16 protein-coding genes are annotated in these 14759 nt (G+C 66.7%); 2 read left to right on the top strand and 14 right to left on the bottom strand.

Translation table 11 applies throughout. The features are described from left to right. Positions 1-190: 190 nt before the first annotated feature. Both rlmB and sugE read left to right on the top strand, forming a co-directional pair. A complete protein-coding gene (gene rlmB, locus GLA29479_RS06835; RefSeq protein ID WP_031370459.1) occupies positions 191-946 on the top strand; it encodes a 23S rRNA (guanosine(2251)-2'-O)-methyltransferase RlmB in 756 nt (251 codons plus the stop codon). A 296-nt stretch (positions 947-1242) separates the two neighbouring features. Next, on the top strand, positions 1243-1554 hold the full coding sequence (gene sugE / locus GLA29479_RS06830) for a quaternary ammonium compound efflux SMR transporter SugE (protein WP_057917505.1): 312 nt from the start codon (positions 1243-1245) through the stop codon (positions 1552-1554). A gap of 126 nt (positions 1555-1680) precedes the next feature. Here the strand turns inward: sugE and GLA29479_RS06825 are convergent, their stop codons facing one another. From GLA29479_RS06825 to pstS (GLA29479_RS06760), 14 genes are all read right to left on the bottom strand, one after another. Further along, positions 1681-2292 (bottom strand): glycoside hydrolase family 19 protein, encoded by a 612-nt coding sequence (locus GLA29479_RS06825; protein ID WP_057917506.1) that lies wholly within the window; start codon positions 2290-2292, stop codon positions 1681-1683. 165 nt (positions 2293-2457) lie between these two features. After that, positions 2458-3351 (bottom strand): hypothetical protein, encoded by an 894-nt coding sequence (locus GLA29479_RS06820; RefSeq protein ID WP_057971151.1) that lies wholly within the window; start codon positions 3349-3351, stop codon positions 2458-2460. Between the two features lie 155 nt (positions 3352-3506). After that, positions 3507-4157 carry a ribonuclease T gene (gene rnt / locus GLA29479_RS06815; RefSeq protein ID WP_057917507.1) on the bottom strand — a complete coding sequence of 217 codons (651 nt, stop codon included), beginning with the start codon at positions 4155-4157 and terminating at the stop codon, positions 3507-3509. Between the two features lie 136 nt (positions 4158-4293). Further along, on the bottom strand, positions 4294-5019 hold the full coding sequence (locus tag GLA29479_RS06810; protein ID WP_082638357.1) for an HvfX family Cu-binding RiPP maturation protein: 726 nt from the start codon (positions 5017-5019) through the stop codon (positions 4294-4296). Between the two features lie 61 nt (positions 5020-5080). Then, positions 5081-5875 (bottom strand): HvfC family RiPP maturation protein, encoded by a 795-nt coding sequence (locus GLA29479_RS06805; protein WP_248842808.1) that lies wholly within the window; start codon positions 5873-5875, stop codon positions 5081-5083. Next, positions 5872-6747: an HvfB family MNIO-type RiPP peptide maturase gene (locus tag GLA29479_RS06800; protein WP_211265037.1), complete on the bottom strand. Its 876-nt coding sequence runs from the start codon at positions 6745-6747 to the stop codon at positions 5872-5874. The genes GLA29479_RS06805 and GLA29479_RS06800 overlap by 4 nt, the downstream gene beginning before the upstream one ends. 13 nt (positions 6748-6760) lie before the next feature. Beyond that, a complete protein-coding gene (locus tag GLA29479_RS06795; protein WP_082638355.1) occupies positions 6761-7264 on the bottom strand; it encodes an HvfA family oxazolone/thioamide-modified RiPP metallophore in 504 nt (167 codons plus the stop codon). Between the two features lie 161 nt (positions 7265-7425). Then, positions 7426-7941, bottom strand: a complete 516-nt coding sequence (locus GLA29479_RS06790) for an RNA polymerase sigma factor (RefSeq protein WP_057917509.1) — start codon at positions 7939-7941, stop codon at positions 7426-7428. Between the two features lie 311 nt (positions 7942-8252). Further along, on the bottom strand, positions 8253-8963 hold the full coding sequence (phoU, locus tag GLA29479_RS06785) for a phosphate signaling complex protein PhoU (protein ID WP_057917510.1): 711 nt from the start codon (positions 8961-8963) through the stop codon (positions 8253-8255). Positions 8964-9111: 148 nt separating this feature from the next. Then, on the bottom strand, positions 9112-9927 hold the full coding sequence (pstB, locus tag GLA29479_RS06780) for a phosphate ABC transporter ATP-binding protein PstB (protein ID WP_057971150.1): 816 nt from the start codon (positions 9925-9927) through the stop codon (positions 9112-9114). 34 nt (positions 9928-9961) lie between these two features. Continuing rightward, positions 9962-10867 carry a phosphate ABC transporter permease PstA gene (pstA, locus tag GLA29479_RS06775; protein ID WP_057917512.1) on the bottom strand — a complete coding sequence of 302 codons (906 nt, stop codon included), beginning with the start codon at positions 10865-10867 and terminating at the stop codon, positions 9962-9964. Next, complete coding sequence (gene pstC / locus GLA29479_RS06770) at positions 10867-11838, bottom strand: phosphate ABC transporter permease subunit PstC (protein ID WP_057917513.1); 972 nt, start codon at positions 11836-11838, stop codon at positions 10867-10869. Before pstC ends, pstA begins: the two co-directional genes overlap by 1 nt. A 307-nt stretch (positions 11839-12145) precedes the next feature. Beyond that, the gene (gene pstS / locus GLA29479_RS06765; RefSeq protein ID WP_057971149.1) at positions 12146-13231 is read right to left on the bottom strand and encodes a phosphate ABC transporter substrate-binding protein PstS; all 1086 of its coding nucleotides are present in this window, start codon (positions 13229-13231) and stop codon (positions 12146-12148) included. A gap of 449 nt (positions 13232-13680) precedes the next feature. Beyond that, positions 13681-14700, bottom strand: a complete 1020-nt coding sequence (pstS, locus tag GLA29479_RS06760; RefSeq protein WP_057917515.1) for a phosphate ABC transporter substrate-binding protein PstS — start codon at positions 14698-14700, stop codon at positions 13681-13683. Positions 14701-14759 lie beyond the last annotated feature (59 nt).

Here is a 14759-nt window from a genome sequence, read left to right as displayed (position 1 = left end):
CAAATCCCCCTAACCCCCCCCTTTTTCAAAGGGGGGAACTGCTAGGGCGGCGCGGGGCCCTTGCGGTTAAGGGCGGCGCGGTAGGCGTGTCCTGAAGCCGCCACCGGCCCGGTAGCTTAGAATTGCCGTCCGCCCCCGACCGCGCCGCCGCCAAGGCCGCCGCGCGGCGACCCAGCCCCACGGAATCCCCATGAGCCAGAAACAATGGATCGCCGGCATCAACGCCGTCTCCGCCTCGATCGAACACGACGCGCAGAACGTGCGTGAGGTCCTCATCGAGGCCGGCGCCAAGAACCCGCGCCTGACCGAGATCGAGACCGCCGCGCGCCGCGCCGACATCGACGTGCGCCGGGTCGCGACCCAGGCGCTCGACGGCGTGGTCGGCAATCTGCGCCATCAGGGCGTGGTCGCGCGTTACGCCGCGGCCAAGACCTGGAACGAGAACGAACTCGAAGGCCTGATCCAGGCCGCCGAAGGCCGCGCGCTGGTGCTCGTGCTCGACGGCGTGCAGGACCCGCACAACCTCGGCGCTTGCCTGCGCAGCGCCGCTGCGGCCGGCGTGACCGCGGTGATCATCCCGAAGGACAAGTCGGTGCAGGTCAACGCGACCGTGCGCAAGACCTCGGCCGGCGCCGCCGACAGCGTGGCGGTGATCCCGGTGACCAACCTGGCGCGTGCGTTGCGCGACCTGCAGCAACTCGGCGTGTGGATCTACGGTCTGGCTGGCGAAGCCGATGCTTCGTTGTACTCGATCGATCTGCGCGGCAACGTCGCCCTGGTGCTCGGCGGCGAAGCCGATGGCTTGCGCCGTCTGACCCGCGATACCTGCGACCAGTTGGTCAAGATCCCGATGCCGGGCGGCGATGCCGCGGGCGGTGTGGAAAGCCTCAATGTCTCGGTGGCCGCCGGCGTGACCTTGTTCGAGGCGGTGCGCCAGCGCGGTTGATGCGCGCCAGGACGCGCTCGCCCCTTCGGGGCAGGGCCGTCCACTGTCCTGCGACGCGGCGTCGCGTCGCAGTGGTCGGATGCGGCGACGAAGCATCGTCGTCGTCGGCTGTCCCTGCAGGCAGGGCGGGAAACCCGCAAGCGCAGCGCTGCGCTTGCTTTGTAACCCCCCGCTGACCCCGCGAACACCGCGGCCGGCCCCGCCGAATCGGGCTCGTTATAATCGTTCGCGAACGGGGACGACCCCGTTCGCATCACTTCATCCGGGGACGGCCCCATCATCATGGGAGCATCGTCATGCCTTGGATTCTGCTTTTCTTCGCCGGCCTGTTCGAAGTGGGTTGGGCGATCGGCCTGAAATACACCGAAGGCTTCACCCGTTTGTGGCCATCGGTCGGCACGATCGCCGCGATGGCGATCAGTCTCGGCCTGCTGGGCGTGGCGATGAAGTCGCTGCCGGTCGGCACCGCCTATGCGGTCTGGGTCGGCGTCGGCGCGGTCGGCACGGTCATTCTCGGCATCGTGCTGTTCAACGAACCGCTCAATACGCTGCGCGTAGCCAGCGTGCTGTTGATCGTCGCCGGCCTGGTCGGCTTGAAGCTGGCCTGAGCTTCCGCCTGCCCGCAATCGCCAGCTCGTAATCGATCGTCGGCGATTCGCACCGTCGCCTGCACACCGGCGCGACCTCCTGTAGCGCCGGTGTGCGCCACTGTCCGCGCCTGCGTCGCGAGGCGATCAGTGCAGCGAATTGACCAGCAACTCGTCGAAGCGGCGTGCGATGTCGGCGATCGTCTGCGCCTTGTCCTGGCCGTTGATGATCCGTCGCGCGTCCTCGTAGTTCGGAAGTTGTCCGGGCTTGAAATAGCTGTCGAGTTTCTTGCCGGTGAACCAGCCCTTCTTCATGCCTTCCATGGCGATCGCATAGGCGACCTCGGGCTTCTTGGCTTCGTCGGGATGGTTGATCAGATCGATGCCGAGGATCTTGCCGGCGCGCTCGTAGTTGGCGCGGCCGGTGAGTTGCACATAACCGCGGCCGTGAAAACGCGCGCCGTCGCCGGCGCGGGTATTGCCGAGCATCTTGCCGACACGCGTATTCGGCCCGTAAAGGCGTTCGAAACGCGCGTCGTCGCCGAACTCGTCGATGGGGCGCAAGGTATGCGCGGTCTCCCACTTGAACGTCGCCAGGCAATAGGCGATCTGGTGGCGATGCACCGGGTTTTGGTTGAAGCTGGCGTCCTGTTCGATGCGTCCGATCAGGAAACGCACGGCCTGCGCGAGTTCGTCGCGCAGCGGCCCGAAGCGCCGGCGATAACCGTCTAGAAACTGCTCGTCGTCGAAAGCGAACATCCTGTCCTCCCTGCATGCGCAACGGCATGTGCGCGCGAAAGCGGCCGCGCGTCCTGCCGGTCGTGGCGGCGCCGTGCCGCTCGCAGTCCATTCAACGCGGCGTTCGGCGCCGGGCGGCCAATTCCGAGGTGTTGCGTGCTTGCAACATCGTCGGCAAGAGCGAGTTCAGTCCAGTCGATACCGGTTGAGGACGCATTGGGCTGCGCTGCGGTATTTGAGGAAAATGTATTCGAAGTCGGGGCGTTGCGCGCCGGCTTCGGTCAAGCGGGCGCCCCATCGTTGCAGCTGTTCGTGGCTGAGTTGCTTGCGTAATGCCGCTGTCAGGGCATGACGGGATTCGGCGCTGAGGAATGAAGCAGGCGCAGAGCCGGCCACGACCAATGCAGACGGTGCTTGCACGAGATGGCTGTTTGACCAGGCAGTCGGATGTTCGCGGTCGAGCGGCAGCGCATCCGGATAGGCGCCGTCGAGCAGCATCGGCGCCGCGCCAGCAAGCCAGGCCACCCAGCCCGCGCGCCAATACGGATCGTCGATGGCCAGGGCAGACGCCAGCCAGCCCTCGATGAACTCGGGTTCCAGGTACTTCGCAATCAGCGTGCACGAGGCCGAGAACGCACCGGCGGGATAAAGCGAATCGCTGGGGTGGAGGCCGGGCAAGCGTTGCACCGGCGAGAAGAACGCGTTCGTCGCCAATCCGCAGGCGCTCCAGTGCGAAGGCGCGAACATCGCGCGGCCCAGCGTGTCGAGCAGGTCGCGGCGCACGCCGGCCGGCAGCTGCTCCGGGTCGGGACAGTGCACGAACGTCGCGGTAACGAGCGCCGCGTAGAGTTGCCGGTCGATAAAGGCATCGGCCCGGAATCGCCCGACCAATTCGAGTGCGCGCGGCAACAGGAACGCGAACCACAAGATCCATTCGCGCATCGGTCCGAATGAAACGGGGCCCGAGCTCAGTTCGTACAGCGCCGAATCCAGTTCCGTGCGCGGCCACTGTTGCGGATCTTCGTGCATCAGCGCGGTGTACATGTGCCGCTCGTCGCCCATGAACCAGGCTTCGCCCATCGCTTGCTCAGGCAAGGGCGCGCGTTCACGCAGACGCTGTAACGCGCCTGCACTGGGGCCTTGGCCAGGCAGCCAGACATAGGCCGATGAATTACTTGGCGATGCGCGCACGAGCCGACTCCTTGTCGATGCGCAGCGGTCCGGATCCGGACCGCTCAGGGAGCGCTGATGCCGCGCTGCGGCCAGGCGTTGACGATCTTGCAGAACAGCTGCGCGGTGCGCTCGGTGTCGTAGACGGCCGAATGCGCGTCCTGTGCGTTCCATTCCAGCTCGGCGGCTTGCAGCGCGCGCGCGAGCACGGTCTGGCCGTAGGCGACGCCGGCGAGGGTGACGGTGTCGAACACACTGAAGGGATGGAAGGGGTTGCGTTTGTGGCCGCTGCGGGCGACGGCGGCGTTGAGGAAGTTCAGGTCGAAGTGGGCGTTGTGGCCGACCAGGATTGCGCGCTGGCAGCCTTGGCGCTTGAGCGCTTCGCGCACCGGTGCAAACACGCTCTCCAGGGCTTGGCGCTCGGGCTTGGCGTCGCGAAACGGATGGTCGATGTCGATGCCGGTCACTTCGAGCGACTTCGGGTCGATCAAGGTACCGGGTGCGGGCACCACATGGGCGCTGCTCATCGGGCCCGGGACCAGGCGGCCGTCGGCGTCGAGTTCGAGCGGCTGCACCGCGATTTCGAGCAGGGCGTGCTTGTTCCAATCGAAGCCGCCGGTTTCGACGTCGACGACGACCGGCAGGTAGCCGCGGAAACGGTTGGCGAGAGTGGGGGCCGCGGGGGCGATGGACGGGGTGGGGCCGGTTTCGATCATCGCGAAAGCCTAGCAGGTTGTCGCGAATCGGTCGTTCCGGCGCGGTCAACGCGGGGCTTCGCGGGGCCGGCAGCGGCGGCCGAGCCGAGAGGAACTGCGCGGTCACGAGTCGCGACCGCGCAATCCCGGAGCGTCGTCATCGCGATTGCGCGGTCGAGGCCGGTGAGCGTAGGAAATCCCCTTGGGACGCCGCTCCTGCCCCTCGGGTTCGGCGCGAGCGGGCCGTCGCGGCCAGCAACAACGCGGCACCGAGCCCGGCCAGGGCCAGGCCCGGCGCCGGCAGCAGCATCGCCACGACCACACCGACCGGCAGCAGGACCAGGCCCCAGCCGGTCAGGTCGTCGCGCGGCGCCGGCGCACACAGGGCCGCCGCACGCGCGAGCAGGGCATCGAGGCTGAGGCGGCCGGCGCCGCCGAGGATCAGCGGCCACAGCATCGCCAGGAACAGCAGCGGCAATTTGTAGTTGCCGGCGCCCTGGTCGGTGATGGCGTAGCCCTGGACGAGCTGGGACAGGCCCATCCAGTCCTGCGGCCAGTGCACCGCGGCGATGGCGACCACGGTCAGCACGAACAGCGAAGCAGCGACCAAGCGTGTGCCCAGGCCGATCAGCAGTGCCACGCCGCCGAGCAGTTCGAACCAGGTCGCCATGCCCCAGCTCAGGTCGGCGGGCACGCGGTCGAACGGAAACGGAAAGTTCGCCATGACGTTGCCGAACCAGTTTTCGCCGTGCAGTTTTTCGCGCCCGGATTCGTAGAACTCCCAGGCCAGCAGCAGGCGCAGGCCGAGCGGCGAGAGCCAGGCGCCGACACCGGCGAGACGATCGCGCAGGGCGAGGCAGGTTGCGATACGGGGACGGGCCATGAGCTGCTCCAGTGGGGACCTGCGCCGATTGGCCGGCGCTTTCCACTACAAGAGGCGGCAGTCAGGCGAAAGGATTCGCCGGCGCAGCAAAAAAGATCACGCCGCTGGCGCGCATCTGCCGTAGCAGGCCGTGGCCCAATTCGAGAAAGGCGGCGACGTCGTCGCTGCCGGCTTCCTGCGCCAGCGCCCGCAGTTGTTCGCGCGCGCTCAGCCCCGGCGTTTCGCCGATGCGTTCGATCAGGCGGAAGGCGAGCGGGCTCAACTCGGAGAAACGCACCTCGCCGTCGGCCTCGCGGCGCAGCAGCAACAGAGTCGGGGTCGGCGACGGCTGCTCGGGCTGATGCTCCGGGCCGAGGCGGTGCACCGGCCAGGCATAGGCCAGCGGCCAGGCCAGCGGCGACAGCTCAGGAGCATGTTCGAGCAGGTCGGCGTCGCCGATGCCGGCGTCGTCCTGCGGAGCCTGCGCTTCGCTGAGTTGCAGCGCCAGTTCGACCCATTCGTAATGCGCCAGCTCGGACAGGAACGGCGGATCGTCGGCGTCGCGTTCGGGCAGGTAACGCAGGAATTCGCGGGCGATCTCGGCGAACAGCGGGGTGTGGCAGCGGTGGTCGCGGTAGAAATCGCGCACCAGCGCGGTCCAGCGTTGTTCGCCGAGCAATTTGCGGATGACCGGGAAATTGCTGGCCAACAGGCCTTCGATATTGTTGAACAGCAGGTCGCGATAGATCCCGAGACGGCGGTCTTCGATGCCGGCGGGCGCCGGGCTGGCCTGCGGGTCGCGCAGGTGGCGGGTCAGCTCGAACTGCTGCGCGCGCAGTCGCGAAGGGGCGTCGCTCATGCTTGCGTTGTCGCTCATCGTGCGGCTTGGGCGCGCGACGCGGCGCCGGCCTGCGGTGCGGCCTCGCCCAGCACCCGGCGGACGATGTCGAGCTCGCCGACGAGTTCTTCGTACGGCGGGAAATTGAAGTCGCGTTCGAGCAGGGTCGGGCGCGCGCCGAACAAACGGTAAGCGTCGCCGAGCAGCGACCAGACCTCGTGCTTGACCGGGGCGCCGTGGGTGTCGACCTTGAGGTCTTCGGCCTCGTCGTAATGGCCGGCCACGTGCAGGTAGGCGATGCGTTCGCCCGGCATAGCGGCGAGAAATTCGCGCGGGTCGTAGCGGTGGTTGATCGAATTGACGTAGATGTTGTTGACGTCGAGCAGCAGCTCGCAATCGGCTTCGGCGAGTACCGCGCGGGTGAACTCGATCTCGCTCATTTCCTGGTGCGGCGCGGCGTAGTAGGAGGCGTTCTCGACCGCGATGCGGCGGCCGACGATGTCCTGGGTACGACGGATGCGCGCGGCGACGTGGTGCACGGCTTCCTCGGTGAAAGGAATCGGCAGCAGGTCGTAGAGATGGCCGTCGTCGCTGCAATAGCTGAGGTGTTCGCTGTAGCAGGCGACGCGGTGTTCGTCGAGAAAACGGCGTACCCGGATCAGGAAGGTCTCGTCGAGCGGCGCGGTGCCGCCCAGCGACAGCGACAGGCCGTGGCAGACCAGCGGATGGCGCGAAGCCAGATCGCGCAGGGCTTCGCGGTAACGGCCGCCGATGCCGATCCAGTTCTCCGGCGCGCATTCGAGGAAGTCGAAATCTCCGGCCGCAGCGGACTGCAGCGGGCCCAGCAGGGCCCGCCGCAGGCCGAGGCCGACGGCATCCGGTTTCAGGGGACGCGAGCGGTCCATCATCATGTGCCGGTTGCGATCAGACCGAACCGCCGCACTTGCCTTCGCCGCACTTGCCTTCCGCGGCCTTCTTGGCCTTGGTGGCGGTGGGAGCGGTCGCGGCCGGGGCGGCGGCAGCGGCCTTCGCGTCGCCACCGCACTTGCCCTCGCCGCACTTGCCTTCGCCGGCCTTCTTCTTGTCGGCGCCGCACTTGCCTTCACCACACTTGCCTTCGCCGGCCTTCTTCTTGTCGGCGCCGCACTTGCCTTCGCCACACTTGCCTTCGGCGTGCTTCTTGTCGCCGCCGCAGCTGCCTTCCTTCGCCTTCTTGTCGGCGCCGCAGGTGCCTTCGGCGTGCTTGGCGGTATCGGCGGCGGCCTTGGCGTCGGCGGCCTTCTCGGCGGCCGGCGGAGCCTGCTGGGCGCCGAGCAGGTAGCCCTGCGAGAGATCGCTCATGGCGAACGCGGAAGCCGACAGGCTCAAGCCGCCGAGCAGGGTGGCGCCGATAGCGAGGGCGATGGGCTTCTTGATTTGCTTGGACATGGATGACTCCTACGTGGCGATGACGGCGGGAGGCCCGCCGTCGGGATGAACGGCCCAGTGTGCCGGGTTCCGTCTGGATGCGGTGTGCAAAGCTATCGAAGTGAGCGGTTACGGATCCGGGGGCTGCGTAGCGATACGGGTGTAAGCGAGGCAAGGGGGCATCACGGAGCGAGATACTCGCGGGCCAGGATGCGGGCCCGGTGCAGGCGCGATTTCACCGCTTCGCGGCTGAGTCCGAGTTGATCGCCGATCTCGGCGATGGTCAGGCCCTCCAGGTCGCGCAACAGGACGATTTCGCGGTAGTGCGCAGGCAGGGATTCGAGTGCGGCGGCGACATCGTGGCGCCATTCGCAGGGCTCGGGGGTGACCACCGGCAGGATTTCATCGGTGATGACATCGCCGCTGAGCATACGCCGACCGCGCTTGAGGCGGTTGCACTCGCGCTTGACGATGCGGAAGGTCCAAGAGACGAAGCATTCGAGCACGCGCAGGTCGCGCAGCTTGCGCGAGACGGTGATCAGGCTTTCCTGGACCGCGTCCTCGATGTCGTTGATGACGCAGTGGTACTCGGCGTAGCGGCGCAGATCCTGGCGCGAGTGCGTCAGCACGCGCTCCAGCGCGGCGCGGTCGCCCGAGCGGGCGGCCGCCAAATCCCCGTTCGCCATCAGCAAGGTCATGCCCGGGTCTCCTCCGAGGTAGGCAAAATACACCGCAGCAGGGCGCTACGGGCATGTACCAAGAGTTTGGAGAGGGGCCGATCGGTTCGCGATTGCGACGGCGTTGGCGGATTCGTTTAGAGCGGATTCAGTCTGGAACGGCTGTAACCGTTTGCAGGGCGAGCAGGCCAGCCGGTGGCGGCAATACGGGCGCAAGATTCGACCCGCTCATCGGTCGGTCGCGTCGCCCTGGTTGGGGGCTTTGCTGCAACGCAGCGCGACGCGTCTGCGCGAATCCCGCCCCGGACCGTGCCGGAGCGGGCGGGGCGAGGTCAGACCGCGCCGGTGGTGTTGGTGTCGTCGCGCTTCTCGCGCGGCGGCAACTGCTCTTCGCCCTTGACCAGGAACCAGACGTTCTCGGCGATGTTGGTGGCGTGATCGCCGATGCGCTCGATGTTCTTGGCCATGAACAACAGATGGGTGCAGGCGGTGATGCTGCGTGCGTCTTCCATCATGTAGGTCAGCAGTTCGCGGAACAGGCCGGTGTAGGCGGTGTCGACCTCGGCGTCGCGGGCGCGCACGCTCTGCGCCAGTTCGATGTCGTTGTCGCGATAGGCCGTCAGCACGTCGCGCAGTTGCTTGACCGCGAGGGTGCCCAGCGCGTGCAGGCCGGCCACGTGCGGCAGCGGCGGCGACAGGTTCAGCGCGGTCGAACGCTTGGCGACGTTGGCGGCGTAGTCGCCGACGCGCTCGATGTCCGAGGCGATGCGGATCGCCGCCAGGATCTCGCGCAGGTCGCGCGCCATCGGCCCGCGCAGGGCCAGCTTCATGACGTCGTGGCTGATTTCCTGTTCGAGCGCGTCGATCGCCTCGTCGTTGGCGATGATGCGTTCGGCGGCCTTGTCGTCGCGGCGCTGGACCACGTCCAGCGCGGCTTCGAGCTGGGACGCGGCCATCTCGCCCATGCGCAGGGTTTCGTCGAGCAAGCGGCGCTGCTCGTCGTCGTAGCTCTTGACGATGTGGTCGTGCATTTGGGTGCTCATGGGCGTTGGGCCGGGAATCGGGAATGGGAAATCGGGAACCGGTAAAGACAACGGCAACATCGGTACAGCTCGGACGGGCGCGGGTAACGTCGGAACCGGCTCTCGCTTTCGGCGATGCCCGATTCCCCATTCCCGATTCCCGACTGCTTCAACCGAAGCGGCCCGTAATGTAGTCCTCGGTCTGCTGCTTGGTCGGCTTGGAGAAGATCTGTTCGGTCGGGCCGTGCTCGATCAGGTCGCCCAGGTACATGAAGGCGGTGAAATCGGACACGCGCGCGGCCTGCTGCATGTTGTGGGTCACGATCGCGATCGTGTAGTCCTTCTTGAGCTCTTCGACGAGCTGCTCGATGCGGCTGGTCGAGATCGGGTCCAGCGCCGAGGTCGGTTCGTCGAGCAGCAGCACCGACGGCTTCAACGCCACCGCGCGGGCGATGCACAGACGCTGCTGCTGGCCGCCGGACAGGCCCAGGGCGCTTTGGGCCAGCTTGTCCTTGACTTCGTCCCACAGCGCGCCCTGGCGCAGGGCCTGCTCGACGCGATCGGTCATTTCCGACTTCGACAGCTTCTCGTGGTGGCGGATGCCGTAGGCCACGTTCTCGAAGATCGTCATCGGGAACGGCACCGGCTTCTGGAACACCATGCCGACCTTGCTGCGCAGGCGGTTCATCGGGTACTTCGGGTCGAGGATGTTCTCGCCGTCGAGCAGCACTTCGCCGCGCGCTTCCAACTTCGGATACAGCGCGTAGATGCGGTTGAAGATGCGCAGCAGGGTCGACTTGCCGCAACCCGAGGGGCCGATCAGCGCGGTGACCTGCTTCTCGGGGATCTCCAGGTTGATCGACTTGAGGGCATGGAACTTGTCGTAGTAGAAGTCCAGGCCGCGCGCGGCGAGCTTGACCGGCGAAGCGCCGACTACGGCCGCGGCGCGGTCCGGGGTGGCGACGGAAAGGCGTGCATCGTTCATGGCCGGGGTCCGGGCAACGGGTTGGTTCGAGAGATCAGTCATTGGAGATCCGATTGCGCAACACGAGGGCGCGGGCGAGCAGGCTGACGACCAGGACGAAGAAGGTGAGCACCAGGGCGCCGGCCCAGGCGAGGGTCTGCCAGGTTTCGTAAGGGCTGCCGGCGAACTGGTTCATCACCACCGGCACGCTGGCCATCGGCTGGAGCACGTTGTGGCTCCAGTACTGGTTGCCGAAGGCGGTGAACAGCAGAGGCGCGGTTTCGCCGGAGATGCGCGCCAGGGCGAGCAGGACGCCGGTGACGATGCCGGCCGAGGCGCTGCGGTACAGCACCTGCACGATCACCTTCCATTGCGGCACGCCGAGCGAGAGTGCGGCCTCGCGCATCTGCGAAGGCACCAGGCGCAGCATTTCGTCGGTGGTGCGCACCACCACCGGCAGCACGATGAAGGCCAGCGAGATCGCACCGGCCAAGGCCGAGAAATTGCCGCCGCTCTGCATCACCACCAGGGTGTAGACGAACAGGCCCAGCACGATCGACGGCGCCGACAACAGGATGTCGTTGACGAAGCGCACCACGGTGCCGATCTTGCGGCCTGCGCCGTACTCGGCCAGCCAGGTGCCGGCGGCGATGCCGAGCGGGGTGCCCAGCACGATCGCGATCAGGCACATCACCGCGCTGCCGAAGAAGGCGTTGAGCAAGCCGCCTTCCTGCATCGGCGGCGGCGTGTTCTGGGTGAACAGCGCGAGGTTGATGCCGCCCAGGCCCTTGGCGAGCAGGGTGTAGAGAATCCAGCCGAGGAAGAACAGGCCGAACGCGGCGGCGGCGCAGGCCATGATTACGGCGATCGCATTGAACACGCGGCGGCGGCCGTACAGAGAATCGGCGACGCGGTGGCGGCGCTGCAGTTCGGCGTCGATGGGAGCGGGAGTCGCGTTCATCAGTTGCCCTCCTTGCGCGAGAGTTGCATCAGCATCAGCCGCGCGGCGGCGAGGACGAAGAAGGTCACGATGAACAGCACGAAGCCGAGCAGCAGCAGCGCCGAACGATAGGTCTCGGTGGCTTCGCCGAAGTCGTTGGCGATCAGCGCGGCGATGGTCGTGCCCGGCTCGAGCAGCGAGGCCGAGAAGTTGACCGAGTTGCCGATCACGAAGGCCACCGCCATGGTTTCGCCGAGGGCGCGGCCGAGACCGAGGAACACGCCGCCGATCACCGCCGAGCGCGTATAGGGCAGGACGATGTCCCAGCTGACTTCCCACTTGGTCGAGCCCAGCGCGTAGGCCGATTCCTTGAGCCGGGTCGGCACGGTCAGGAACACTTCGCGCATCACCGAGGAAATGAACGGGATCACCATGATCGCCAGGACGATGCCGGCGGTGAGCATGCCGATGCCGAGCGGCGGGCCCTGGAACAGCTTGCCGATCACCGGCCAGGTGCCGACGTGGTCGTTGAGCCAGGGCGTGACGTGTTCGGTCATCACCGGCACCAGCACGAACAGGCCCCACATGCCGTAGATGATCGAGGGAATGCCGGCGAGCAGTTCGATGGCGGTGCCGATCGGGCCGCGCGCCCAGCGCGGTGCGACTTCGGTCAGGAAGAAGGCGATGCCGAAGCTCACCGGTACCGCGATCACCATCGCGATCAGTGCGGTGACGATGGTGCCGTAGATCGGGACGAGCGCGCCGTATTGGTCCTCGACCGGGTTCCATTCGGCGGTGATGAAGAAATCGAGACCTTCCTTGGCCAGCACGTGGCGGCCGCCCCAGAGCATCGACAAGGCGGCGCTGGCGAGAGCGAACAGGACGAAGATGACGGTGGCGGTGAGCACATAACGAAACAGACGGTCGTTGCGCGCATCTTTGCCATCGCGGCTGGGAATACCGGATCGAGCGGGTAGGGCGGTCGCGTTCATTGCGAAGGGAAGTCCGTCGTGGCAGTGCGTTGCATCGGGAGCGTGCGGGGCTGTGGCGGATGCGGGGTGCGAGTCAGGCGCGGTGCGGGTGTTGCGGTAGCCGTTGCGATAGCGATGTAGATATATGCAGTAGTGCAGGTGCGACGCGATCGCAGCTTCGGCCGCTGCGACCTTTCCTACTCGTCATCCCCGCGTAGGCGGGGATCCACGGGACTTTCGTGCGAGAACGTTTGAGGTCTCTAGATCTCCGCCTACGCGGAGATGACGAATCGGCAAAGCCGCGCGCTTGCGCGCACGGGCCGATTCGTCACTTGAACTCGGCGGCCCAGTAGGCTTCGATCTGCTTGACCAGTTCCGGCGGCAGCGGCACGTAGTCCAGGCCCTGGGCCTGCGACTGGCCGTTCTCGAAGGCCCACTTGAAGAACGCGCGGGTGTCGGCGCTGCGCTTGGCGTCCTTGGGCTGCTTGTACATCAGGATGAAATTGGTCGCGGTGATCGGCCAGGACTGCGCGCCGCCGGCGTTGGTGATGACCAGGTTGAAGTCTTTCGCGCTGGCCCAATCGGCGGTCGAGGCCGCGGCCTGGAAGGCCTCGGCGCTCGGCTGGACGAAGTTGCCGGCGGCGTTCTGCAACTGCGTGTGCGCCATCTTGTTCTGTAGCGCATAGGCCAGCTCGACGTAGCCGATCGAACCCTTGATCTGCTTCACGTACGAAGCCACGCCTTCGTTGCCCTTGCCGCCGACGCCGCCGGGCCACTGCACCGAAGTGCCTTCGCCGACCTTGCTCTGCCAGGCCGGGCTGACCTTGGACAGGTAGTTGGAGAAGTTGAAGGTGGTGCCCGAGCCGTCGGAGCGGTGGACGATGTTGATCTTCAGGTCGGGCAGGGCGACGCCCGGGTTGACCGCGGCGATCTTGGCGTCGTTCCACTTGGGCACGGTGCCCAGGAAGATGTCGGCGAGCAACGGGCCGGTCAGGCGCAGCTTGCCGGCTTCGATGCCTTCGACGTTGACCACCGGCACCACGCCGCCGATGGCCGAGGGGAACTGGCCGAGGCCGGCGGCGGCGAGCTCTTCGCTCGGCAGCGGTTTGTCGGACGAACCGAAATCGACCGTGCCGGCCTTGATCTGGGCGATGCCGCCGCCGGAGCCGATCGACTGGTAGTTGACCTTGGCGCCGGTGGCCTTGTTGTAGTCGTCCGACCACTTCGACAGCAGCGGGAATATGAAGGTCGCGCCGGCGCCGGTGATCTGCGCGGCGACCTGGTCGCCCGCGGGCGCGGCGGCCTCGGTCTTGCCGTCGGCGGCCGGGGCCGGCGTCTGGCTGCCCGAGCACGCAGCGACGGCCAGGGTCATGGCGAGAGAGAAGACGGCGATGCGGGCCGGCGACGATTTCATGCGCTACTCCGTGAAAGAAGGCCGGCGTGGGCGCCGGCTCGGATGGCGCCATTTGATGATCTTTTTGTTACACGGCTATGACATCGATTCGTCATGAATCTGTAGCGAAGCACGGTTCAGGGTGCTGGGGATCGCGGTTTGGAGGCCTGCGGCTGGCGTCTGGCGGTCATAAACGGCCGAAATTCCGGTTCCCGGGTGACTGCGGCACGGGCGATTCGGGACGGCGGAGCAAGTGCGGGCGTGTGTCCCTACGGTGGTTTTCGCGCAGCCGGGCTCCGCTTACTTCGGCGGAGCCGAGTACCCAGGGCTTGATCCGGACCGGATGCCGAAGTCTCCCGCCTCCCGACACCCGATTCCCGCAAAAACAAAACGGGCCCGAAGGCCCGTTGTGTCCGATCTGCCGATCTCCCCGATCTGAAGGATCCCCCCGGATCCGACGATCGGTCGGATCAGTAGTTCATGTTCGCCGTCCAATAGGTCTCGATCTGCTTGACCAGCGCGTCCGGCAGCGGCACGTAGTCGAGCGTCTTGGCCTGCTGGTCGCCGTTGGCGTAGACCCAGCGGAAGAATTCCTTGGCGTTCTTGGCGCCGGCGGCGTTCTTGGGCTGCTTGTACATCAGGATGAAGTTGGTCGCGGTGATCGGCCAGGAGTTCTCGCCCGGCGCGTTGGTCATGACCAGGTAGAAGTCCTTGGCGTCGGCCCAGTTGGCGCTCGCGGCGGCGGCCGAGAAGGTTTCGTCGGTCGGCAGCACGAAGTTGCCGTCGGCGTTCTTCAGGCGCGAATACGCCATCTTGTTCTGCAGCGCGTACGACAGCTCGACATAGCCGATGCCGCCCTGGATCTGCTTGACGTAGGCGGCCACGCCTTCGTTGCCCTTGCCGCCGATACCGGTCGGCCACTTGACCGCGGTGCCTTCGCCGACCGAGCTCTTCCAATCGCCGCTGACCTTGGACAGGTAGTTGACGAAGTTGAAGGTCGTGCCCGAACCGTCGGAACGGTGGACGACGGTGATCTTCTTGGCCGGCAGTTTCAGGCCGCCGTTGAGGGCGACGATCGCCGGGTCGTTCCACATGGTGATCTTGCCGAGGAAGATGCCGGCCAGGGTCGCGCCGTCGAGCTTCATCGCGCCCGAGGCCACGCCCGGCACGTTGATCACCGGCACCACGCCGCCGATCACCGACGGGAATTGGGCCAGGCCGAACTTGGCGAGCTCTTCGGGCTTGAGCGGGGCGTCGGAGGAACCGAAGTCGACCGTCGCGGCCTTGATCTGGGCGATGCCGCCGCCGGAGCCGATCGACTGGTAGTTCACTTTCTTGCTGGTCGACTTGGCGTAGTCGGCCGACCACTTCGACATCACGGGATACACGAACGACGCGCCCGCGCCGGTGACGTCGGCGGCCTGGGCGTTGACGGCGAACGCGGTCGCGAGGGCGAGTGCGGTCAGGCGGAAGGACAGAGACTTGAACACGGTGAGCTCCTGAAGAGAGACGGCTGGCACGGATCCGTTGCGGCGAATTTCATAACGGT

Source organism: Lysobacter antibioticus, assembly GCF_001442535.1.
Taxonomy (GTDB): domain Bacteria; phylum Pseudomonadota; class Gammaproteobacteria; order Xanthomonadales; family Xanthomonadaceae; genus Lysobacter; species Lysobacter antibioticus.
The sequence above is the reverse complement of the archived record's forward strand: the minus strand, read 5'-3'. Positions and strand labels throughout refer to the sequence as shown.